A 20,385-nucleotide genomic window follows, 5' to 3' on the forward strand; every position below is an offset into this window, starting at 1 on the left:
GGTAAGAATTCATGCCGCGCGGATGCGTGCCGTGTCAGACCAGCGAGCGCAGGGTGGTGCGAACTGCCTCGACCCGTGACTTCAGGTCGGGCGCCTTGATCTCGATGCGCAGCTTGTCCGGTCCGGCGATCTTGATGTGTTTATTCTTTTGCACCAGCGTGATGATGCGCATCGGATCGATCGGCGGATTGGGCACGAACTGCATGACGGCCGCAGCTTCGCTGGCGTCGATCTTGATCACGCCCACACCCTTGGCCTGCAACCGCAAACGATGGATGTCGATCAGCGCGCGCGCCGGCTCGGGCAGCTTGCCGAATCGGTCGATCAGTTCTTCCTGGATGATGTCGACGGCTTCGGCATCCTCGCAGTTGGCCAGCCGCTTGTAGACCGCCAGGCGCGCATGCACGTCGCCGCAGTAGTCATTGGGCAGCAGGGCAGGCACGTGCAGGTTGATTTCGGTCGTGGCGGACAGCGGTGCGTTCAGGTCGGGTTCGCGCCCATCCTTGAGTGCACGAACGGCTTCGTTCAGCATGTCGTTGTACATCTGGAAGCCGACTTCCTGGATGTTGCCGGACTGGTTCTCGCCCAGCACTTCGCCCACGCCGCGGATTTCCAGGTCGTGCATGGCCAGGTAGAAACCGGAACCGAGTTCTTCCATGGCCTGGATCGCTTCGAGACGCTTCTTGGCATTGGTGGTGATGGCGTCTTCGCCCGGCGTCATCAGATAAGCATAGGCCTGGTGATGCGAGCGCCCGACGCGGCCGCGCAACTGGTGCAGCTGGGCCAGGCCGAAACGATCCGCACGGTGAATGACGATGGTGTTGGCGCTCGGCACGTCAATGCCGGTTTCAATGATGGTCGTGCACAGCAGCACGTTGAACTTCTGCTGATAGAAGCCCTTCATGACCTGTTCCAGCTCGCGTTCCGGCATCTGGCCATGGGCCACCGCAATGCGCGCTTCCGGCACCAGTTCTTCGAGCTTGGCGCGCCGATTGTGGATGGTGTCCACTTCATTGTGCAGGAAGTAAACCTGCCCGCCGCGCTTGAGCTCGCGCAGCAAGGCTTCGCGCACGGTGCTGTTGTCTTCCCGGCGCACGAAGGTCTTGATCGCCAGCCGCTTCTGCGGCGCCGTGGCAATCACGGAAAAGTCGCGGATGCCTTCCAGAGACAGCCCCAGCGTGCGGGGAATTGGCGTGGCCGTCAGCGTCAGCACGTCCACCTCGGCGCGCAGGGCCTTCAAGGCTTCCTTCTGACGCACGCCAAAACGGTGTTCCTCATCGATGATGACCAGGCCCAGATTCTTGAACTTCACCTTGTCGGACAGCAGCTTGTGCGTGCCGATCACGATGTCGATCTTGCCTTCATTGATCAGGTCGATCGAGACCGCCATTTCCTTGGCCGACTTGAAGCGGGACAGCTCGGCAACGCGCACCGGCCAGTCAGCAAAGCGGTCGGCAAAGTTCTGCGCATGTTGTTCGGCGAGCAGTGTGGTGGGGCAAAGAATCGCCACCTGCTTGCTGTTCATCACCGACAGGAAGGCGGCACGCAGCGCGACCTCGGTCTTGCCAAAACCCACGTCGCCGCACACCAGGCGGTCCATGGGCTTGCCCGACGTCATGTCCTTGATCACGGCCTGAATGGCCAGGGCCTGGTCCACGGTTTCTTCGAAGCCGAAGGATTCGGCAAAGGCTTCGTAGTCGGACAGCGGCAGCTTGAACGCAAAGCCTTCGCGCAGGGCGCGGCGGGCATAGATGTTGAGGAGTTCGGCCGCGGCATCACGGGCCTGCGATGCGGCCTTGCGGCGCGCCTTGTCCCACTGGCCCGAGCCCAGTTGATGCAGGGGCGCCGTTTCGGGGTCCGACCCGCTGTATCGCGAAATGACATGCAGCTGCGACACGGGTACATACAGCGTACTGCCGCCGTTGTACTCCAGGTGCAGGAACTCCATGTCGCCTTCGCCGATGTCCATGACGATCAGGCCCTGATAGCGCCCGATGCCGTGCTGCGTATGGACGACCGGATCGCCCACCCGCAGCTCGGACAGGTCGCGGACCATGGACTCGACGTTGCTGGCGCGTTCCTGGTTGCGCTTGCCGCGCCGCACCGTGTGACCGGTGAACAGGTCGCTTTCGGTCAGGAACAGCAGCTTGCTGTCCGCCAGTCCGAAGCCGGACGACAGCGGCGCGATGCCGATCGAAAAGCCGCTGGGCCGCGCCAGGAAGTCCTGCACCGATTCGACCGGTTGGGGATGCAGGCCGAACTCGGCCAGCATCTGCACGATGGTCTCGCGCCGCCCGGCTGATTCGGCGCACAGCAGCACATGGGTATCGGCCACCGACACTTGCGCCCGCAAGCGCGCGACGGGATCGTCGGCCTTGCGCTGCACGGCCACGTCGGGCGGGGTGATGAATGACGGATGATTGCGATCGGCCGTCAGCGCCAGTCGCGGAAACTGCCGCAAGTGGCCGAACAGGCCCTCGGTATCCAGGAAAATGCGTGCCGGCGCCAGAATGGGCCGCTCGCGGTCGCTTTTCAGGAAACCATAGCGGCTGGCCGTATCGGATTCAAAGCGGCGGATCGCGTCTTCGGTATCGCCGAGCGTGACGGTAATGGCGTCCTTGGGCAGATAGTCGAACAGCGTGGCCGTTTCGTCGAAGAACAGCGGCAGGTAGTATTCGACGCCTGGAAAGGCAATGCCGCTGCCGATGTCCTTGTAGGGCATGGCCCGCGACGGGTCGCCTTCAAAAAATTCGCGGAAGCGTGCACGGAATTCATTGCGGGCCGCCTCGTCCATCGGAAATTCGCGGCCCGGCAGCATCTGCACTTCCTTGACCGGATAGACGCTGCGCTGCGTGTCGATGTCGAAGCTGCGAATCGATTCGATCGTGTCGTCGAACAGATCAAGCCGGTAGGGCAGGGCCGATCCCATCGGAAACAGGTCGATCAAGCCGCCACGGATACAGAACTCGCCCGGCGCGGTCACCTGCGTCACGTGCGAATAGTTGGCCAGCGTCAGTTGGGCGCGCAGCGCGGATTCATCCAGCCGGTCGCCCTGCTTGAACGAGAACGTATAGGCCGCCAGGAACGAGGGCGGCGCCAGACGATACATGGCGGTCGTGACCGGCACCGTCAGCACGTCCACCGTGCCGCTCGACAAACCATGCAGGGCCTTCAGGCGTTCCGAGATCAGGTCTTCATGCGGCGAAAACGCATCGTAGGGCAGCGTTTCCCAATCCGGAAACTGGTTGACCCGCAATTCAGGGGCGAACTGGCGGATTTCTTCGGCCAGGCGCTGCGCATCGAGCGGGTCGGCGGTCAGGATGGCCAGGGGCCGTCTGGCCTGCCGGGCCAGGTCCGCGAGCAACCAGGCATCGCCTGCGCCCGGCGGCCGGGGCTGGCCGTAGCGTTCTCCGGTCTTGAGCGCCGCAAGCAGCGCACGCGTCAAGGCCGACGGGGCCGGAAGGCCGTCGGTCACGGGACGGGAAGGGGAGGCGGACGGCTTGATAGCGGAGGTGGGAGCGGACATCAGTGTCGAGGGTTGAGTGATCCGCGCCGGGGGGCAGCGCGAGCGTCACGGCAATTCCGTATTATAGGAGGCATGCACGAGCCCCCTGAGTTAATCGCTATCGTTCCTGCGGCCGGCGTCGGTGCGCGGGCTGCCCCGCGCCAAGCCGATCCCGACCCGGCAGTCACGCCCAAAGCCGTCACGCCCAAACAGTACCGGCTGCTGGCCGGCCAGCCCATGCTGCGCCGCGCGGTGCACGCCTTGCTGCAAGATGCCCGCATCACCCGGGTGGTCGTCGCAGTCACCGAAGGCGACCCTTGGGCGCACGGTGCCTTGCAGGGCATGGACCGTGTCGAGATCCTGCCTTGCGGCGGCGCCACACGGGCCGACACCGTCCGCAATACGCTGGCTGCGCTGAACCTGCCCGATGATGCCTGGGCGCTCGTGCATGATGCCGCGCGTCCGGGCCTGTCGGCTGCGATCCTGGCCGATCTGATCGACACCTGTCTGCGTCAGCACCGGGATTCGGGTACAGACAGCGCGTCGAACGCAGCCCGCAGCACCGGTGGCCTGGTGGCGATGCGCGTTGCCGACACGATCAAGTCGCAAGAACCGGACCGCTCCCAGCCACCCCGCGTCGCCACCACCGTGCAACGCGACTATCTGTGGCAGGCGCAGACCCCGCAGATGTTTCCCGCCGGCCTGCTGCGCACAGCACTCGACGCCGCGGTCCGCGACGGCACCGCGGTGACCGATGAAGCCAGTGCCATCGAAGCGCTTGGCCACGCACCCTGCTTAGTTCCGGGCTCATTGAAGAATTTCAAGCTGACCTGGCCCGAAGATTTTGACCTGATGGAAAGATGGATCGATGACAACGCATGACGCCACCCCCAGCCATTTCCCGTTTCGCATCGGCCAGGGCTTCGATGTGCATGCTCTGGTGCCTGATCGGCCGCTGATTATCGGCGGTGTGACGATTCCGTACACGCACGGTCTGTTGGGGCATTCGGATGCCGACGTGCTGCTGCACGCGATCACCGACGCCGTGCTGGGCGCTGCAGCCTTGGGCGACATTGGGCGGCTGTTTCCCGACACCGATGCGGCCTACGCCGGCGCGGACAGCCGCGTCCTGCTGCGCACCGCCCTGCAACGGGTGGACGAAGCCGGCTGGCAGGTCGTGAACGTCGATGCCACCGTGCACGCGCAAGCGCCCAAGATCGGTCCGCATGCGCCGGCCATGGTGCGCAATATTGCCGACGACCTGCGCATTCCGGTCAACTGCGTCAACGTCAAAGCCAAGACAAACGAGTCGCTGGGCTATCTGGGCCGCAAGGAAGGTATCGCGGCAACGGTGGTGGCGATGCTGGCGCGCAAGCCCGATCCGTTCCTGGTCGAAGACCTGTACAAAGGCGATTGAAGCGCAGCGCCTGGCGATACCGTCCGGGCGCTGCGCCGCCTGTGCGACACCTGTTTCCTTACTTGCCTTCGGCCGCCAGCACCAGCGCAGCTGCGTTGACCACGGCGGCGATGCGGCCCGCGTCGCGCAGTTGTTCCGACGACAGGCCTTCCTGCTTGAGCGTCGCATAGTGCGACTTCACGCAGAAGTGGCACTTGCCAATGATCGACGCCACCAGCGCAAACAGTTCAAAGCGCTTCTTTTCGACCCCACCGTGCGAGGCGTACGCGTTCATGCGCAGTTGCGGCGGCAGCGTCTTCAATTGCGCGTCGTCGGTCATTTCGGGGTAGGGGTACCACACGTTGTTCATGCCCATCAGCGCAGCCGCCGTCAACGCGGCGTTCGCATCGACATCGGACAGTCCGCTCTTGAAGGCGTCGATCAGGAATTTGCTTTTGGCGGCGTACGCTGCGGCCAGGGCGGAGCCGACGGCGTCTTCGGCTGACAGCGACGATCGGCTGATCACGGCATCCAAATTCAGGCGGATGTCTTTGGCGTAATCAGGGATGTTTTCTTTGATTGATGCAAGGAATTCCATAGTTATGTCCTATTCATTTGCGTCAATGAAAGCCCGGAAGTTCCGGGCTTGGTTGGCAAGCACAGCGGCGGCCGTGGCACGGACAGCGCGCATGACCAGGTCAGGCGTCGCCCGTGCCATGAGGCATTACAGCGTCGAGCCGCCGACGTCGCGACCGCATGCGCACAGTTCGTCGGTTTGCAGACCGTCAAGCAAGCGCAGGATTTCTTCCGGGTTGCGACCGACGTTCAGGTTGTTCACCGATACGTGCTGGATGGTGTTGTCCGGGTCAACGATGAACGTGGCACGCAAGGCCACGCCTTCCGTCTTGTCGCGGATACCCAACTGGTCCACCAGCTCGCCGCGTACGTCGCCAAACTGGTAGTGATTCAGCTTGGACAGGTCCGGATGCTCACGGCGCCATGCCAGCTTCACGAATTCGTTGTCGACCGATCCGCCCATCAGCACGGCGTCGCGGTCTTCAAAGTCTTTCGCCAGCTTGGCAAAGCCGACGATTTCGGTCGGGCACACAAACGTGAAGTCTTTCGGGTAGAAGTAAATGATCTTCCACTTACCGGGGAACGAGCTTTCCGTAATCGTCTCGAACGCCGAAGCGCCGTTTTCTTCGTGAGCGTTAAAGCCCGGCTTGACGCCATTGACCTTGAATGCTTCGAGTTTTTCGCCGACAGTTTTCATGTTCTCTCCTGGATTCGTAAAAGCCAGGTGACACGACGCCGCGCACTGCGGTGCGGGGTCTGCACCAGGAACTCATAAATACTACGCTATTGGAAATCGATGTCTAATTGGAATTGCCTAAGACATCGTTAGATTCCGTTCGCGCTCCGGATACTGCACTTTCTTGTCCTGCCATTACTTTCCATCCGGTGAACGGACAGACGAAGCCGCCAGCACGATTCGCGCCACCAACCCACCGCCATCCCGTGGCACCAAGGTCAGCGTACCACCGGCGCGTTGCAGCAGGCGACGAACGATCGCCAATCCCAGCCCGGCGCCGCCGGCATCTGTCCGCGCATCGGACCCCCGGGTGAACGGACGCAGCAGACGCGGCACGTCTTCTGCCTTGATCCCCGGACCGCGGTCGGCGACTTCGATCACCACATTGGCGCCCTGGGGTTTGACGCTGACGTCGATGCGCAGCGGCACGTCGGGACCATGCCCATACCGTCGCGCGTTTTCGATCAGGTTGCCCACGGCGCGCTGCAGGTCCGGTGCCGCAATACGCGCCCACAGGTCGGGCTTCACCTCGGCCGAGAGCGAACCCCCCAAGGCTTCGGTGTGGCTGCGTTCGCGCTCGATCAGGTCGGACACCAGTTCGGACACGTTGTGCGTCGAATCGGTGGACGACGCCGGGCGCGCATATTCCATGAACTGCCCGATGGTGCGATTGATCTGCTCGACGTCCTCGTCGATCGCGTTACGCGATGCTTCGGACGCGCCGCTCATTTCGATCTCGAGCCGCAGCCGTGCCAACGGCGTGCGCAAGTCATGGGAAATTCCGGCCAGCATCAAGGCCCGATCCGCCTCGGCGCGGTCCAGTTCTTCGACCATGCGGTTGAAGCTGGTGTTGACTCGCCGGATCTCTTCCGGACCGCTTTCAGGCAAAGGAGAGGGCGTCTCGCCTCGCGACAAGGCCTGCGTCGCCCGCGACAGTCGGGACAGCGGCCGGTTGACGAAGCCAACGATGACGGCGGCGCCCAACAGCGAGAGCAGCAGCGCCGCCGCGCCCCAGCCCAGCCATTCCACGCCAGGCACGCGCTCGGCTCGGTCGCGCTCGACGACCATCCAATAGGCATCGTCGTCAATGGAAAAGCTGACCCACAGGCCGGGAATGCGGTTGACTTCCCACGCCACGATGGTTTCGGGGCCCAGGCGGTCGACCACTTGTTCTTCAACGCGCTGCAACACCTGCCGATTGGGGATGGGGACGGTGTTGTCGCCGGATTCGCGGGGGTAAACCTGGATGCCCTCGTTCGTAGCGAGGTCCAGGAGAAGATAGCGTCGCTCTCGCGGTGCCGAGTGCACCAGCGCGGCGCGGGTGATGTTGACGACGGTGACGATCTGCTGGGCGACCTGCTGCGCGCGCGGCTCCACTTCCATGCTTCGAAAAGCCTGGAGCCACGCGGCCAGACTGGCCGTCATCAGAACGGTCAATAATAGAAAGGTGCGGCTGAACAGGCCTAAGCGAGACGCCACACGCAGGGCAACGGACATGAAACCTCAGGTGCCGTCAGCTGCCGCCATCGGGAACGAACACGTAGCCCAGGCCCCACACCGTCTGGATGAACACGGGCTTGGCAGGATCGGGTTCGATCAGTTTGCGCAGACGCGAGATCTGCACGTCCAGACTGCGGTCGAACGCTTCGTATTCGCGGCCACGCGCCAGTTCCATCAGCTTGTCACGCGAAAGCGGGATCTTGGGGTGGCGGGCAAACACCTTCAGCACCGAAAATTCGCCGGTAGTCAGGGCGACCGGCTCGTTGTCGCGCGTCAGGGTACGGGTAGCCAGGTTCAGCACGTAGGGGCCGAAGGACACGGATTCGTTGTCCTGGCTCGGTGCGCCCGGATGTTCTTCCGGACCCCGGCGGCGCAGCACGGCGTTGACCCGGGCCAGCAATTCGCGCGGGTTGAACGGCTTGGGCAGATAGTCATCGGCGCCCATTTCGAGGCCGACGATACGGTCCACGTCTTCGGCCTTGGCCGTCAACATGATAATGGGGGTGCTGTCGCGGGCGCCGCGCAGACGGCGGCAGATGGACAGGCCATCTTCGCCCGGCAGCATCAGGTCCAGGACCAGCAGGTCGAAACGTTCACGTTGCCAGAGTTTGTTCATCGTCTGGGCATTTTCCGCGACCCAGACAGAGAAGCCCTGCTCGGCAAGGTAGCGGCGCAGCAGGTCGCGCAGACGCACGTCGTCATCGACGACGAGGATTTTTTTGGGGGCGTTGGCTAGAGACATGCGGCAAATGTAACGGAGCCAGTTGTATCAATCCAGCAAGGGACATTGGTTGTTACAGAAATGGGGACTTGGTCACGGCTGAGTGCGTGAGCCCCTGTTTTCACCGTCGTATCATGGAGTCGTGAACAAAGTCATCCTTCCCATTTCTCTGCGCAAACGGTGGACTCGCGGTCCGCTTGCCATCGCTGGCTTGGCGGTGGTGGTGGCGGCTGCGTCGGCAGGGGTGGTGATTGCCCAAACGCGGGATGCGCGCCTGTTGGCCCGAGTCGCCGGTGCGGCCCGAGACGGCATGCAGGCCGACATGGAAGGGCGTATCGACCGCGCCATGTCGCGCTCGATGGACAGCCGCAGCGCGGTGCTGGCCGATGGTCCGGTAGGCGTGGTGTCGGCGGGCATGGACGGCTGGGCGGGCCCGGTCACGCAAGACGAGCGCCAGCAGGTGCCTCGCAAGCTGTCGTCGGAAGAGCGCAATCAGCTGCGCCAGGAAATCCGCAACGCCAGCCAGGAAGTCTATCAGCCGTACCGCGACAAGAAGCGGTAACGACAAGAAGCTGTAAAGTCATGCGGCGCCGTTTTTAGCGCGCCGACGTCTTACAATCGCAGCCTATGTCGCTGCATATCCTTTCCCTAGAAACGTCTTCCGCCTGGTGTGGTGTCGCTTTGTTGCGTGCGCCGGATGCGGGTGGCACGCCTGCCATGCCTGCATCAGGCAGCGGCGATGCCGGCCGCCCGTTCGTCTTTTCCCGTGAACACCAGGGCGTGCAGGAACACTCGGCGCGCCTCTTGCCCATGATCGATGAAGTGCTGGCCGAGGCGGGCATCGCCCGGTCTGCCATCGACGCCATTGCGTTCGGCCAGGGGCCGGGTGGGTTCACCGGACTGCGCGTGGCCTGTGGTGTGGCCCAGGGACTGGGATTTGCGCTCGATCGTCAGGTGCTGCCGGTGGTGTCCCATGCCGCGGTGGCGGTGCAGGTCGATGGGTCGGGTGGACAGCCGATCGTGGTCGCGATGGATGCCCGGATGCAAGAGGTGTATGTCGCCGCCTACGCGCAGCCATCCGATCAGGAACAGCGGGTGCTACTCGAGCCCCAGCTAATGGCGCTGGAAGGGCTGGAGCCATGGCTGCAGGCGACCTTCGGCAGCGATGCCGGCCCGACCGGCTGGCTGCTGGCCGGAGACGCTGCCACCGCCTATCCGGACGCGTTTGCCGGGGTGCCCGCCGGCCAGTGCGTGTCCGGCGCCATGCGACCAACGGCGTCGGCCGTGGCAACGCTGGCGTGGCGGGGCTGGCTGCGCGGTGATGCCATCGCGCCGGAACACGCCATGCCGCTGTACGTGCGGGACAAGGTCGCATTCACCACGGCTGAACGTCTGCTGGGCGCGGGCGGCAATCCCAAAGTCGCGCCGGCGGCACGGATCGGAGAGGGTTCATGACGTCAACGGCTGCGACCCAGCTAAGCGTTGCCAAGCCGCTGGCCATGACGCCGGCTGATCTGGACGACGTCGAGCGCATCGAGAACTCGGTGTACGCCTTTCCCTGGACCCGGAAGAACTTTGCCGATTCGATCAGTTCGGGCTACAGCGCCTGGGTCGTGCGCGATGCGGGCGCCATGCTTGGGTATTGCGTGTTGATGATGGTGCTGGACGAAGGCCATCTGTTGAACATCAGCGTCGCCAAGGATGCGCAAGGCAAGGGGGTCGGGCGTTTCCTGCTGGACTGGACGGAAAAAGTGGCCGTGTCGCTGGGCGCGCGGACGGTGCTGCTCGAAGTGCGGCCGTCCAACCCGGTCGCCCAGGGATTCTACGAGCGGCATCGGTATGAACGTATCGGTGTGCGGCGCAATTACTATCCGGCGCCGGGCGGGCGGGAAGACGCGATCGTCATGCGCAAGACCTTCCTGGCCGGAGAGCATCAGGTCAGCGGATCCGCGCGCCAGGCGGGGCGGGGGGCGTTATGAGCGATCCAAGACAGAGCAGCGTGCCGATGAACGCAGTGCGCAAGGCCTGGCTGCGCGAGCTGGGCATCGAACGCGTGTGGGCCGCGGGCAGTATGCCGGGGGCTGCACCGGAGCCCACTCGACCCGAACCGGTACCTGCGGCTGCCGAACTTCGCGAAGAAGGCAAGGAATTGAATGCCGAGGCTGCGGGAGCGGTGGAAGTGCTCGAACCCCAAGCCGAGCTTGTCGCCCGGCATACAGCCAATCTGCCCGAAGTCGCCCAGGAAGTGATTCGTGTCGTCCCGGCCTTGGCCCCGAAGCCCGGCCTGTCGCCCGTGGAAGCATGGTCTTTGCTGCAGCAGGAAGTCCGCGGCTGTGTGGCCTGCGGACTCTGCAAGACCCGCACGCAGACCGTGTTTGGCGGCGGCGTGCGGCGCGCGCGCTGGATGGTGATCGGCGAGGCCCCGGGCGAGCAGGAAGACAAGCAGGGCAAGCCCTTTGTCGGCAAGTCCGGCAAGCTGCTCGACGGCATGCTGGCGTCGGTCGGTCATGCTCGCGAGCGTGACGTCTTTATCGCCAACGTCATCAAGTGCCGGCCGCCGGGCAATCGTGATCCCCTGCCGGAAGAGGTCGCCACCTGCAGTCCCTACCTGATGCGGCAGATCGCCGCCGTGCAGCCCGAACTGATTTTGGTGCTGGGACGTTTCGCCGCCCAGACCTTGTTGGGAAGCACCGCCGCCATCTCCAGCCTGCGCGGCCGCCCGCATGAAATCGATGTGGAAGGCAGGCTCGTGCCCGTCGTGGTGAGCTACCATCCGGCCTACCTGCTGCGCAGCCCGCAGGAAAAAGGCCGCGCCTGGCAGGACCTGCGGCTGGCGGCGTCACTGGAAAAGACGCCTGCACAATAAAAAAACGGGATGCTTGAACGAGCATCCCGTTTTTGCATGAGCGACCCAAGCAGGGCGTGTGAACCCTGCCCGACCCGGCCCCTAGCCGTGATCGCAGCGCAATGCCGTGCCATGCGCCCGACTGCCAATCACCTGATCCAGGTCCGGATGCAATTGGTGGTTGCGCTTGTTCCACAGCATGATCAGTACCATTATCCCCGCCACCAGCGAACCGAAGATCACGATGATGGTATTGATCGGCAGCTTCAGCGCCAGCATCAGCGAGTACACCGCGACCATCAGCAGAATGTTCAACTGCTCGTTGAAATTCTGCACGGCAATGGAATGTCCTGCCGACAGGAGCACGTGGCCGCGGTGCTGCAGCAGCGCGTTCATGGGCACCACAAAGAAGCCGCCCAGACCGCCGATGACGATCAGCAGGGTATAGACGAACCATTTTTCGTACGCGAACGGCATCAGCATGACCACCAGGCCCATGCCGACGCCCACGGGAAGCACACTCAGCGCTTTGTGCAGCGCAATACGCCCGGCCAGCATGGCGCCGGCCACCGTTCCGAACGACGCCACCCCCATCAGGATGGACGCCTTGTTCAGCGGCAACCCGAGCTGGACACGGCCCCATTCGATCACGATCAGCTGCAAGGTGGCGCCCGCGCCCCAAAACAGCGTCGTGACGGCAAGGGAGATCTGGCCCAGCTTGTCGCGCCACAGGGTGCGCACGAAACAGCCGAATTCCACCACGAGACGAACCGGATTGCGCTGCTGGCGCGGATACGCCACGCCGGTATCCGGAATGAGCAGGTTGAAGAACGCCGCCACCAGGTACACCAGCGCGATCACTAGAATCGCCGCTTCGGCAGGTGTGTCGACGCCCAGCGTGATCGACGGGATCGGGTCGATCCCCAGCAACCACGTTGAAATTTTGGGGCTGATGAGCGCGCCGCCCACCACCACGCCCAGGATGATCGACACCACCGTCAGGCCTTCGATCCAGCTGTTGCCCTTGACGAGCTGCTCGGGCGGAAGGAGTTCGGTGATGATGCCGTACTTGGCAGGCGAGTACGCCGCGGCGCCGATGCCGACCAGCGCGTAGGCCATCGCCACCACGTAGACCTGGTGCCCCTCGGCCATGCCAAGGTTCGCATACATGAACATCAGCAGACAGCCGCACACCTTGATGGTGTTGGTCGCGAACATGACGCGGCCTTTGGGAAAGCTGTCGGCCAGCGCGCCCACGAAGGCGGCCAGCACCACATATGACAGGGCGAACGACCACTTGATCATCGGCGTCATCCACGCCGGACCATCCAGTTGCTGGATCAGCGCAATCGCTGCGATGAACAAGGCATTGTCGGCGAGCGACGAAAAGAACTGCGCCGCCATGATCAAGTAAAAGCCACGTCTCATCGGTTGTCGGTCTGACTCTGGCGCCTGCGTTGGATGGGAAGAAACGAGCGCGGTCATCAAGACGGCACTCCGTCATGGCACCAACAGGGCACCATGGCGGACGATTTATAGCACGCGTGCACCGATATTTGCCTTTTGAGTTGTGTGAGGCAGCAAGGGAATGTCAGCGCGTTTTGCCGCGAGCTCAACCGCGCGTGTTGCTGCCCGTATCGAACTGTTGGAGGTTGACGGCCGGGAGAGGTTCCCAACCGGGCTGGCGATGCTCGACCACGACGTTGGTAAAGATGCCGCCGCGGACGTACCACTTGGCGGTCAGGCGCAGGAAGCGCGGCGAGATGGCCCCGACGATGTCGTCGACGATCTGGTTGGTGACGGCTTCATGGAAGGCGCCGTCGTTGCGAAAGCTCCAGGTATAGAGCTTCAGGCTTTTCAGTTCGACACAAAGTTGGTCGGGGATGTAGTCGATAATCAGCACCGCGAAATCCGGCTGGCCGGTCAAGGGGCACAGGCAGGTGAATTCGGGCACCTCGATATGGATCTGGAAATCCCGCTTCTGGCTGGGATTGGGGAAGGTATCGAGGGTCTTGGAGGGTTGCGAAGGCATGATGCGGAATGGGGACCTGGCGGAATGGTTACGATGGGCGGCTGCACGGTGCAGCAGGCAGGGCGCGGGTCGCGGCCCTGCGTGTGGCCCTTTGGTATTATACGGAGCGCCCGGGTACTGTATGCGTTTTCGCGGCACCGCCGTCTGCCGCCTCGCTGTCCGCCGCAGGTTGCGCCGCATTCCTGCCCTCAGTCCGTGGTTCGTAGTTACATCCCCCTTCAGGAAGCGCGGTTCCGTTGAGACTCACCCAGATCAAACTCGCAGGATTCAAGTCCTTTGTCGATCCGACGTCGATTCTCGTCCCCAGCCAGCTGGTCGGGGTCGTGGGTCCGAACGGCTGCGGCAAGTCGAACATCATCGACGCGGTGCGTTGGGTGCTGGGCGAATCCAAGGCGTCCGAACTGCGCGGTGAGTCCATGCAGGACGTCATCTTCAACGGTTCCATCAACCGCAAGCCGTCGGCGCGTTCGTCGGTGGAACTGGTGTTCGACAATTCCGAAGGCCGCGCGGCGGGGCAGTGGAGCCAGTACGGCGAAATCGCTGTCAAGCGCGTGCTGACCCGGGACGGCACCAGCAGCTATTTCGTCAATAACCAGCAGGTTCGCCGGCGCGACATCCATGACATCTTCCTGGGCACCGGGCTGGGCGCGCGGGGTTACGCGATCATCGGGCAGGGCATGATCTCGCGCATCATCGAGGCGCGCCCCGAAGAACTGCGGGTGTTCCTGGAGGAGGCGGCTGGGGTCTCGCGCTACAAGGAACGCCGCCGCGAGACCGAAAACCGCCTGTCCGATACGCGCGAAAACATGACGCGGGTCGAAGACATCGTCCGCGAACTGACCACGCAGCTCGAAAAACTGGAAGCGCAGGCCGAAGTCGCCCAGAAATACCAGACCATGCAGGCCGAGGGCGAAAAGAAGCAGCGCTTTCTGTGGCTGCTGAAAAAGCGTGAAGCCGACCGCGAACGCATGGAATTCGGGCTGGAGATCGAAAAGGCGCAGACCGAACTGGAAGGCGCCATGGCCGGCCTGCGCAAGCTCGAAGCCGACCTGGAGGGCAGCCGCCAGGCGCACTATGCCGCCAGCGACGCCGTGCACGCGGCCCAGGGCAGCCTGTATGAGGCCAACGGCGAAGTCAGCCGCCTGGAAGCCGAAATCAAGTACGTGGTCGAGTCCCGCAACCGCATGCAGGCGCAGCTGGCGCAATTGCAGCAGCAGATCGCCCAGTGGAACGAGCAATACGAGCACGGCGGCGAGGACCTGGCCCGTGCCGAAGAAGACCTTGCCATCGGCGAAGCGCGCGCTGAAGAAGCCCGCATCTCCGCCGAAGAATGGCAGGAAAAGCTGCCCGACGTCGAAACCCGGGTGCGCGAAGCCATGGCCGGCCTGGCCGCCATGCGCGCCGAGCTCGCCCAGGTCGAACAGAACCTGGCGCTGACCGCGCAGGCGCAGCGCGAAGCCGACCGGCAACTGCAGGCGCTGGCTCAGCGCCGCGAACGGCTGGACCAGGAAGCCCGCAATCTGCAGCGGCCCGACGCCGCGCGGCTGACCCAATTGACGGGTGACCTGGCCGATACCGAGCAGCGGGTGCGCGAGGCCCAGGAAGACTTGTCGGCGCTGGAAGCGCAGTTGCCCCAGGTCGATACCGGGCGGCGCCAGGCACAAGAAGCGTCCCAAAAGGAAGTGGCCGCGGTCGGCCAGACCGAAGCGCGGCTGCTGGCGCTGACTCGCCTGCAGCAGGACGTGCAGAAGCAGGGCGCCTTGCACCCCTGGCTGGAAAAGCACGAACTCGCGGGCCTGGGCCGGCTGTGGCAGAAGCTGCATATCGAGCCGGGCTGGGAAGCCGCCCTGGAAGCGGTGCTGCGCGAGCGGCTCGCGGCGCTGGAAGTGAGCAACCTGGATTGGGCGCGGGCGTTCTTCAGCGACGCGCCGCCCGCGCGACTGGCCTTCTTCCAGATGCCGTCGCCGGGCGCCGCCCCAGCGAACGAAGCGGGGCTGACGCCGCTGACCTCGTTGCTGCGGATTACCGATCCGCAGCTGCGCACCCTGATGAACGACTGGTTGCGCAACGTGTACACCGCCACCGACGCGGCGCAGGCCCTGGGCGCCCGCCAGCAGTTGCCCGACGGCGCGCTGTTCGTGGTGCGGGAAGGGCATCTGATCAGCGCCAACAGCGTGCGCTTTCATGCCGCCGATTCCGAACAGTCCGGCATGCTGGCGCGCCAGCAGGAAATCGAGAATCTGCAGCGCCAGGTCAAGGCGCAGCAGATGCTGGCCGATGAATCCCGATCGGTGGTTGCACGGGCCGAGGCCGCCTATCAGCAGGTCGCGCAGGCCATGCCGGCGTCGCGCCAGCGCCTGGCCGAAGTCACGCAGCGCCTGCACGCGATCCAGCTCGAACACTCCAAGCTGTCGCAGCAAGCGGCGCAGTCCGAAGAGCGCGCCAGCCGTATCGACGAAGAACGTGCCGAGATCGCCGCGCAGGAAGAAGAGGCCCGCATCCGCAAGGAAGAAGCCGAATTTCGCTTTGAGACGCTGGACGGCGAACTGGGCGACAAACAGACAGCATTTGAAGACGCGCAAATGGCGCAGGAACAGCGCGAGGCCAATGCCCAGGCCGGCCGCGAGCGCCTGCGCGAACTGGAACGGGCCGCGCAGGAAGCCGGTTTTGCCGAGCGAGGCCTGCGAGCGCGGATCGACGAGTTGCGCCGGACCATGCAGCTGGCATCCGAACAAAGCCAGCGCGCGCTGGGCGACGCCGAGCGGGTGCAGGCCGAACTCCGGGTGCTGGACGACGAGGCCGCCAAGGCCGGCTTGCAAGACGCCCTGGAGATCCGCGCCGAGCGCGAAGACATTTTGGCGCGCGCCCGCATCGAACTGGACAGCCTGAGCGCGGGGCTGCGCGGCTTTGACGAAGAACGGCTGACGATCGAACGGTCGCTCGAGCCGCGCCGTGCCCGCATTACCGAATTGCAATTGAAGGAACAGGCTGCGCGCCTGGCGCAGGAACAGTACGGCGAACAGCTGTCGAACCAGGAAATCGACCTGGTGGCCTTGGGCGCCGAACTGGACGAACTGCCCAAGGAATGGCAGCGCGCCAACTGGCTCAATTCGGAAGTGCAGCGCCTGAACCGCGAAATCGGCCTGCTGGGCGCGGTCAACCTGGCGGCGCTGGACGAATTGAAAGCCTCGCGCGAGCGCAAGCAATACCTGGACGCGCAGCAGGCCGATCTGCAGTCGGCCATCGACACGCTGGAAGACGCCATCCGCAAGATCGACAAGGAAACCCGGCAACTGCTGCAGGAAACCTTCGATATCGTGAACCGCAACTTTGGCGAGCTGTTCCCGTCCCTGTTCGGCGGCGGCGAGGCCAAGCTGGTCATGACCGGCGACGAAATCCTGGATGCGGGCGTGCAGGTCATGGCGCAACCGCCGGGCAAACGCAATAGCACCATTCATCTGCTGTCAGGGGGCGAAAAGACCCTGACCGCCACCGCGCTGGTGTTCGCGCTGTTCAAGTTGAACCCGGCGCCGTTCTGTCTGCTGGACGAGGTCGACGCGCCGCTGGACGACGCGAACACCGAGCGGTACGCCAACCTCGTGCGCAGCATGAGCAAGCAGACGCAATTCCTTTTCATCTCGCACAACAAGATCGCCATGGAAATGGCGCATCAATTGGTGGGCGTCACCATGCAGGAACAGGGCGTGTCGCGCATTGTCGCGGTCGACCTCGAGTCCGCCCTGCAGCTTGCCGTCGAGGCCTGACGCCGCCATGCCCCTTCACTCCCATCCCCGCCCCCTTTTCGGGAACCGCAAAACATGAATGATCTTCAATCCGGGTTGATTGCCCTTGGCGTGCTGGCGATCGTCATCGTGCTTGGCCTGAACTGGTTCCAGGACCACCGCGCGCGCAAGCAGATGCAGGCACGCTTTCCCGACAACGGAAAAGACCCGCTGTTGACGCCGAGCGATCCGCCGGTTCCCGGCACGTCGCCCGAACTGGTGCGCCGCGAACCGGGCCTGGGCATGGCCCCGGCAGCGGTCGAGCCGGTCACCTCAATGGAGTCAGGCGCCCTGGCCGACATCCCGGCGCACGACACGGAAGAAGCCGATGAAGCCTGCGAGACCGTCATCGACGTGGTGTTCATGGAGCCGGTGTCGGGCGACGAACTGAGTGCGTTCACCCAGGGCATCCGCCACGCCGGCCAGAAGCCGCTGCGTGTGTTCGCCCACACGGCCGACGGCGTGCATCGCAGTTCCATTCGCCCCAATGAGCGCTATGCCTCGGTGCAGGTTGCCGTGCTGCTGGCCAATCGCAGCGGCGCCCTGACGGCTGGTGAATGGGCCGAAGCCCTGTCGCGGTCGCGGGTGCTGGCCGACCGTTTCGACGGCACCGTCGAAGCGACCGATACCCAGGCCGTGCTGGCACGCGCCGGCCAACTGGACGGAGCATGTGCCGCGCTGGATGCCCAGGTCGGCATCACGCTGGTCGCCCGCAGCCGCCGCTGGGCGTCGAGCGACATCCTGACCGCGGCGCGCGAAGCCGGGTTTTCGGGTATCCAGGATGGCCGTCTGCCGTGGGTCGATCATGACGGCATCATCCGTTTCACCCTGGGCCGCACCGATGGCGTATCGCTGGGATCGGCCGGTCCGGCCACCATCGGCCAATTGAATCTGCTGCTGGACGTGCCGCGCGCGCCGGCCGACGAACACGGTTTTGCCCGCATGGCGGCCACCGCGCGCACGCTGGCCGCGCGTCTTGAAGCCGATGTCGTGGACGACAATGGCCGTCCGCTGGCCGATGGCGCCGAGCAGGCGATCGACAAGCAACTGCAGGCCTTGTATGTGCGGCTGGACGATGCGGGCCTGACGGCCGGATCTGCCCGCGCGCAGCGGGTGTTTGGCTAAGCCGGATTGGCACGTGCATGACTGACCTGACGTCAAAGCTGGATCGCGAGAACATCGCCGCCGAGCGTATCTCCGCGCTGCGCGAAGAGCTTGCCGAACACAACCACCGCTACTACGTGCTGGATGCGCCGATCGTCACCGATGCCGAGTACGACAAGCTGTTCGGCGAACTGGTCGCGCTCGAAACCGAGTTTCCCTTGCTGGTCACCGCCGAGTCGCCCACGCAACGGGTCGGCGGCGCGCCGCTGTCGGCCTTTGGCAACGTGCGACATGCCGTGCCGATGCTGTCCTTGAACAACGCGTTCGAAGACGACGACATCGCGGCGTTCGACAAGCGGGTGCGGGACACGCTCAAGGCCGGCGATACGCCGGTGACCTACGCCTGTGAACTGAAATTCGATGGCCTGGCGATCAGCCTGCGCTACGAGGACGGCGTGTTGGCCCAGGCCGTCACGCGGGGGGACGGGCAGACTGGCGAAGACGTGACCGCCAACATCCGCACCGTGCGCGCGATTCCGACCAAGCTGCGTGCCAGCACCGCGCACGGCAAGGCGCCGGCGGTGCTGGAAGTGCGCGGTGAGGTCCTGCTGTTTCGCGCCGACTTCGACAAGATCAACGACGCGCAGCGCGCGGCCGGCGATAAGGTCTTCATCAATCCGCGCAATGCGGCCGCCGGCAGCCTGCGGCAGCTCGACTCGCGCATCACGGCCAAGCGGCCGCTGCGCTTCTTTGCCTATGGCTGGGGCGAGATCGTCGGCAAGTCGCCGGCCGGATCGGGCGCCCAGGCCAGTTCGGTGGCAGGGGCACCTACCCCCGCCGTGGCCACCTCCGCCACGCCGCCGCACGAGACCCACACGGCAATGCTCGACTGGCTGCGGGACCTGGGCCTGCCCGTCGGGCAATACCGGGCGCAGGTCGAGGGCGCGGAAGGGCTGCTGCGCTTCTATCACGCCGCGCAAACCCAGCGGCCGAACCTGCCGTACGACATCGATGGCGTGGTCTACAAAGTCGATGCGCTGGCCGCGCAACGTACGCTGGGCTTCGTGTCCCGCGCGCCGCGTTTTGCCATCGCCCACAAGTTTCCTGCCGAAGAAGCCACGACGGAACTGCAGGACATCGAAGTGCAGGTGGGACGCACGGGCGCCATTACGCCCGTCGCACGACTGAAGCCGGTGTTTGTGGGCGGCGTGACCGTCACCAACGCGACGCTGCACAACGAAGACGAAATCGCCCGCAAGGACGTGCGCATCGGCGACACCGTGGTCGTGCGCCGTGCCGGCGACGTGATTCCCGAAGTGGTCATGCCGATCCTGGAAAAGCGTCCATCCACCGCGCTGCAGTTCGTGATGCCCGCATCCTGCCCTGTGTGCGGGTCTGCCATCGAACGACTGGAAGGCGAGACGATTTCGCGTTGCACGGGCGGGCTTTTCTGCGCCGCGCAGCGCAAGCAGGCGGTGGCCCATGCGGCCAGCCGCCGCGCGCTCGACATCGATGGCCTGGGCGACAAACTGGTCGATCAACTGGTGGAAAGTGGCCGCGTGCACACGCTGGCCGACCTGTACACCCTGACGGTGGAAGAACTGTCAGGCATGGATCGCCTTGGGGAAAAGTCGGCCACCAACCTGGTCAACGCCATTGCGGCCACTCGCAGTCCGCCGCTCGGCCGCTTCCTGTTCGCGCTTGGCATTCGTCACGTGGGCGAGTCCACGGCGCGGGACCTGGCGCGCCACTTCGGCACGCTGGACGCCGTCATCAAGGCTTCCGAAGCCGACTTTCTGGCGGTCAACGATGTTGGCCCGGTGGTGGCCGAATCGCTGGCCCGCTTCTTTGCCGAAGAGCACAACCGTGAGGTGATCGATGCCTTGCGGCGCAATGGCGTCGAGCCGGGCACCGAGACGGTCGTGGACCGCATGGCGGGCACCTTGGCGGACAAGATCTTCGTGCTGACCGGCACGCTGCCGACACTGTCGCGCGACGAGGCCGCCGAGATGATCATGGCCGCGGGCGGCAAGGTGACCGGGTCGGTATCGAAAAAAACGCATTACGTCGTTGCCGGCGAAGACGCTGGCAGCAAGCTGGTCAAGGCGCAGGATCTCGGCATCACGGTGATCGACGAAGATGGCCTGCGCGCCTTGCTGGCGGGCCATCAGAAATAAGAAGGGATCCT

General features: G+C 64.4%; 16 protein-coding genes. 9 read left to right on the forward strand and 7 right to left on the reverse strand.

Features of this window, described 5'->3' with window-relative positions; translation table 11 throughout:
• Positions 1-34 precede the first annotated feature (34 nt).
• Positions 35-3,526 (reverse strand): transcription-repair coupling factor, encoded by a 3,492-nt coding sequence (gene mfd / locus IE116_RS02035; RefSeq protein WP_189609325.1) that lies wholly within the window; start codon positions 3,524-3,526, stop codon positions 35-37.
• 72 nt (positions 3,527-3,598) lie between these two features.
• On the opposite strand from mfd, the gene IE116_RS02040 reads away from it, so the two are divergent.
• Together IE116_RS02040 and ispF are read left to right on the forward strand one after the other, a co-directional pair.
• Positions 3,599-4,387, forward strand: coding sequence for an IspD/TarI family cytidylyltransferase (locus IE116_RS02040; RefSeq protein WP_189609326.1), 789 nt, complete (start codon positions 3,599-3,601; stop codon positions 4,385-4,387).
• Positions 4,374-4,922, forward strand: coding sequence for a 2-C-methyl-D-erythritol 2,4-cyclodiphosphate synthase (gene ispF, locus IE116_RS02045; protein WP_189609328.1), 549 nt, complete (start codon positions 4,374-4,376; stop codon positions 4,920-4,922). The genes IE116_RS02040 and ispF overlap by 14 nt, the downstream gene beginning before the upstream one ends.
• A gap of 58 nt (positions 4,923-4,980) precedes the next feature.
• On the opposite strand, the gene IE116_RS02050 is transcribed toward ispF, so the two are convergent.
• The 4 genes from IE116_RS02050 to ompR form a co-directional block, all read right to left on the reverse strand.
• Positions 4,981-5,499, reverse strand: coding sequence for a carboxymuconolactone decarboxylase family protein (locus IE116_RS02050; RefSeq protein ID WP_189609330.1), 519 nt, complete (start codon positions 5,497-5,499; stop codon positions 4,981-4,983).
• A 126-nt stretch (positions 5,500-5,625) separates the two neighbouring features.
• Positions 5,626-6,174 carry a peroxiredoxin gene (locus IE116_RS02055; RefSeq protein ID WP_189609332.1) on the reverse strand — a complete coding sequence of 183 codons (549 nt, stop codon included), beginning with the start codon at positions 6,172-6,174 and terminating at the stop codon, positions 5,626-5,628.
• 174 nt (positions 6,175-6,348) lie between these two features.
• Positions 6,349-7,710, reverse strand: coding sequence for a sensor histidine kinase family protein (locus tag IE116_RS02060; protein WP_189609334.1), 1,362 nt, complete (start codon positions 7,708-7,710; stop codon positions 6,349-6,351).
• A gap of 16 nt (positions 7,711-7,726) precedes the next feature.
• Positions 7,727-8,455, reverse strand: coding sequence for an osmolarity response regulator transcription factor OmpR (ompR, locus tag IE116_RS02065; RefSeq protein ID WP_179588044.1), 729 nt, complete (start codon positions 8,453-8,455; stop codon positions 7,727-7,729).
• Between the two features lie 121 nt (positions 8,456-8,576).
• Here ompR and IE116_RS02070 point away from each other — a divergent pair, with 121 nt between their 5' ends.
• The 4 genes from IE116_RS02070 (at position 8,577) to IE116_RS02080 (ending at position 11,300) form a co-directional block, all read left to right on the forward strand.
• The gene (locus IE116_RS02070) at positions 8,577-8,996 is read left to right on the forward strand and encodes a hypothetical protein (protein WP_189609336.1); all 420 of its coding nucleotides are present in this window, start codon (positions 8,577-8,579) and stop codon (positions 8,994-8,996) included.
• 65 nt (positions 8,997-9,061) lie between these two features.
• Positions 9,062-9,889 carry a tRNA (adenosine(37)-N6)-threonylcarbamoyltransferase complex dimerization subunit type 1 TsaB gene (gene tsaB / locus IE116_RS26095; RefSeq protein WP_308428199.1) on the forward strand — a complete coding sequence of 276 codons (828 nt, stop codon included), beginning with the start codon at positions 9,062-9,064 and terminating at the stop codon, positions 9,887-9,889.
• A gap of 44 nt (positions 9,890-9,933) precedes the next feature.
• Positions 9,934-10,413 carry a ribosomal protein S18-alanine N-acetyltransferase gene (gene rimI, locus IE116_RS26100; protein WP_308428251.1) on the forward strand — a complete coding sequence of 160 codons (480 nt, stop codon included), beginning with the start codon at positions 9,934-9,936 and terminating at the stop codon, positions 10,411-10,413.
• Positions 10,410-11,300 (forward strand): uracil-DNA glycosylase, encoded by an 891-nt coding sequence (locus tag IE116_RS02080; RefSeq protein WP_189609338.1) that lies wholly within the window; start codon positions 10,410-10,412, stop codon positions 11,298-11,300. The genes rimI and IE116_RS02080 overlap by 4 nt, the downstream gene beginning before the upstream one ends.
• A gap of 81 nt (positions 11,301-11,381) precedes the next feature.
• Here IE116_RS02080 and lplT read toward each other — a convergent pair whose 3' ends face one another.
• Complete coding sequence (gene lplT / locus IE116_RS02085; protein ID WP_189609340.1) at positions 11,382-12,707, reverse strand: lysophospholipid transporter LplT; 1,326 nt, start codon at positions 12,705-12,707, stop codon at positions 11,382-11,384.
• Positions 12,708-12,891: 184 nt separating this feature from the next.
• Positions 12,892-13,311, reverse strand: a complete 420-nt coding sequence (gene queF / locus IE116_RS02090; RefSeq protein WP_179588040.1) for a preQ(1) synthase — start codon at positions 13,309-13,311, stop codon at positions 12,892-12,894.
• A 236-nt stretch (positions 13,312-13,547) separates the two neighbouring features.
• On the opposite strand from queF, the gene smc reads away from it, so the two are divergent.
• The 3 genes from smc to ligA are packed head-to-tail and all read left to right on the forward strand — an operon-like array spanning position 13,548 to position 20,374.
• The gene (gene smc / locus IE116_RS02095; RefSeq protein WP_189609344.1) at positions 13,548-17,075 is read left to right on the forward strand and encodes a chromosome segregation protein SMC; all 3,528 of its coding nucleotides are present in this window, start codon (positions 13,548-13,550) and stop codon (positions 17,073-17,075) included.
• A gap of 54 nt (positions 17,076-17,129) precedes the next feature.
• A complete protein-coding gene (locus IE116_RS02100) occupies positions 17,130-18,218 on the forward strand; it encodes a cell division protein ZipA C-terminal FtsZ-binding domain-containing protein (protein WP_189609346.1) in 1,089 nt (362 codons plus the stop codon).
• Between the two features lie 17 nt (positions 18,219-18,235).
• Positions 18,236-20,374 (forward strand): NAD-dependent DNA ligase LigA, encoded by a 2,139-nt coding sequence (ligA, locus tag IE116_RS02105; protein WP_189609348.1) that lies wholly within the window; start codon positions 18,236-18,238, stop codon positions 20,372-20,374.
• Positions 20,375-20,385: the final 11 nt, after the last annotated feature.

This window comes from Pigmentiphaga litoralis, assembly GCF_014651835.1.
Taxonomy (GTDB): Bacteria; Pseudomonadota; Gammaproteobacteria; order Burkholderiales; family Burkholderiaceae_B; genus Pigmentiphaga; species Pigmentiphaga litoralis.

What these genes read in the sequence shown, in the direction of transcription:
- ispF (WP_189609328.1), top strand. Translation starts at nt 4,374, where the DNA reads ATGACAACGCATGACGCCACCCCCAGCCATTTCCCGTTTCGCATCGGC.
- IE116_RS02060 (WP_189609334.1), bottom strand. Translation starts at nt 7,710, where the DNA reads ATGTCCGTTGCCCTGCGTGTGGCGTCTCGCTTAGGCCTGTTCAGCCGC.
- mfd (WP_189609325.1), bottom strand. Translation starts at nt 3,526, where the DNA reads ATGTCCGCTCCCACCTCCGCTATCAAGCCGTCCGCCTCCCCTTCCCGT.
- IE116_RS02100 (WP_189609346.1), top strand. Translation starts at nt 17,130, where the DNA reads ATGAATGATCTTCAATCCGGGTTGATTGCCCTTGGCGTGCTGGCGATC.
- tsaB (WP_308428199.1), top strand. Translation starts at nt 9,062, where the DNA reads ATGTCGCTGCATATCCTTTCCCTAGAAACGTCTTCCGCCTGGTGTGGT.
- lplT (WP_189609340.1), bottom strand. Translation starts at nt 12,707, where the DNA reads ATGAGACGTGGCTTTTACTTGATCATGGCGGCGCAGTTCTTTTCGTCG.
- IE116_RS02055 (WP_189609332.1), bottom strand. Translation starts at nt 6,174, where the DNA reads ATGAAAACTGTCGGCGAAAAACTCGAAGCATTCAAGGTCAATGGCGTC.
- queF (WP_179588040.1), bottom strand. Translation starts at nt 13,311, where the DNA reads ATGCCTTCGCAACCCTCCAAGACCCTCGATACCTTCCCCAATCCCAGC.
- IE116_RS02080 (WP_189609338.1), top strand. Translation starts at nt 10,410, where the DNA reads ATGAGCGATCCAAGACAGAGCAGCGTGCCGATGAACGCAGTGCGCAAG.
- ompR (WP_179588044.1), bottom strand. Translation starts at nt 8,455, where the DNA reads ATGTCTCTAGCCAACGCCCCCAAAAAAATCCTCGTCGTCGATGACGAC.
- ligA (WP_189609348.1), top strand. Translation starts at nt 18,236, where the DNA reads ATGACTGACCTGACGTCAAAGCTGGATCGCGAGAACATCGCCGCCGAG.
- IE116_RS02050 (WP_189609330.1), bottom strand. Translation starts at nt 5,499, where the DNA reads ATGGAATTCCTTGCATCAATCAAAGAAAACATCCCTGATTACGCCAAA.
- rimI (WP_308428251.1), top strand. Translation starts at nt 9,934, where the DNA reads ATGACGCCGGCTGATCTGGACGACGTCGAGCGCATCGAGAACTCGGTG.
- IE116_RS02040 (WP_189609326.1), top strand. Translation starts at nt 3,599, where the DNA reads ATGCACGAGCCCCCTGAGTTAATCGCTATCGTTCCTGCGGCCGGCGTC.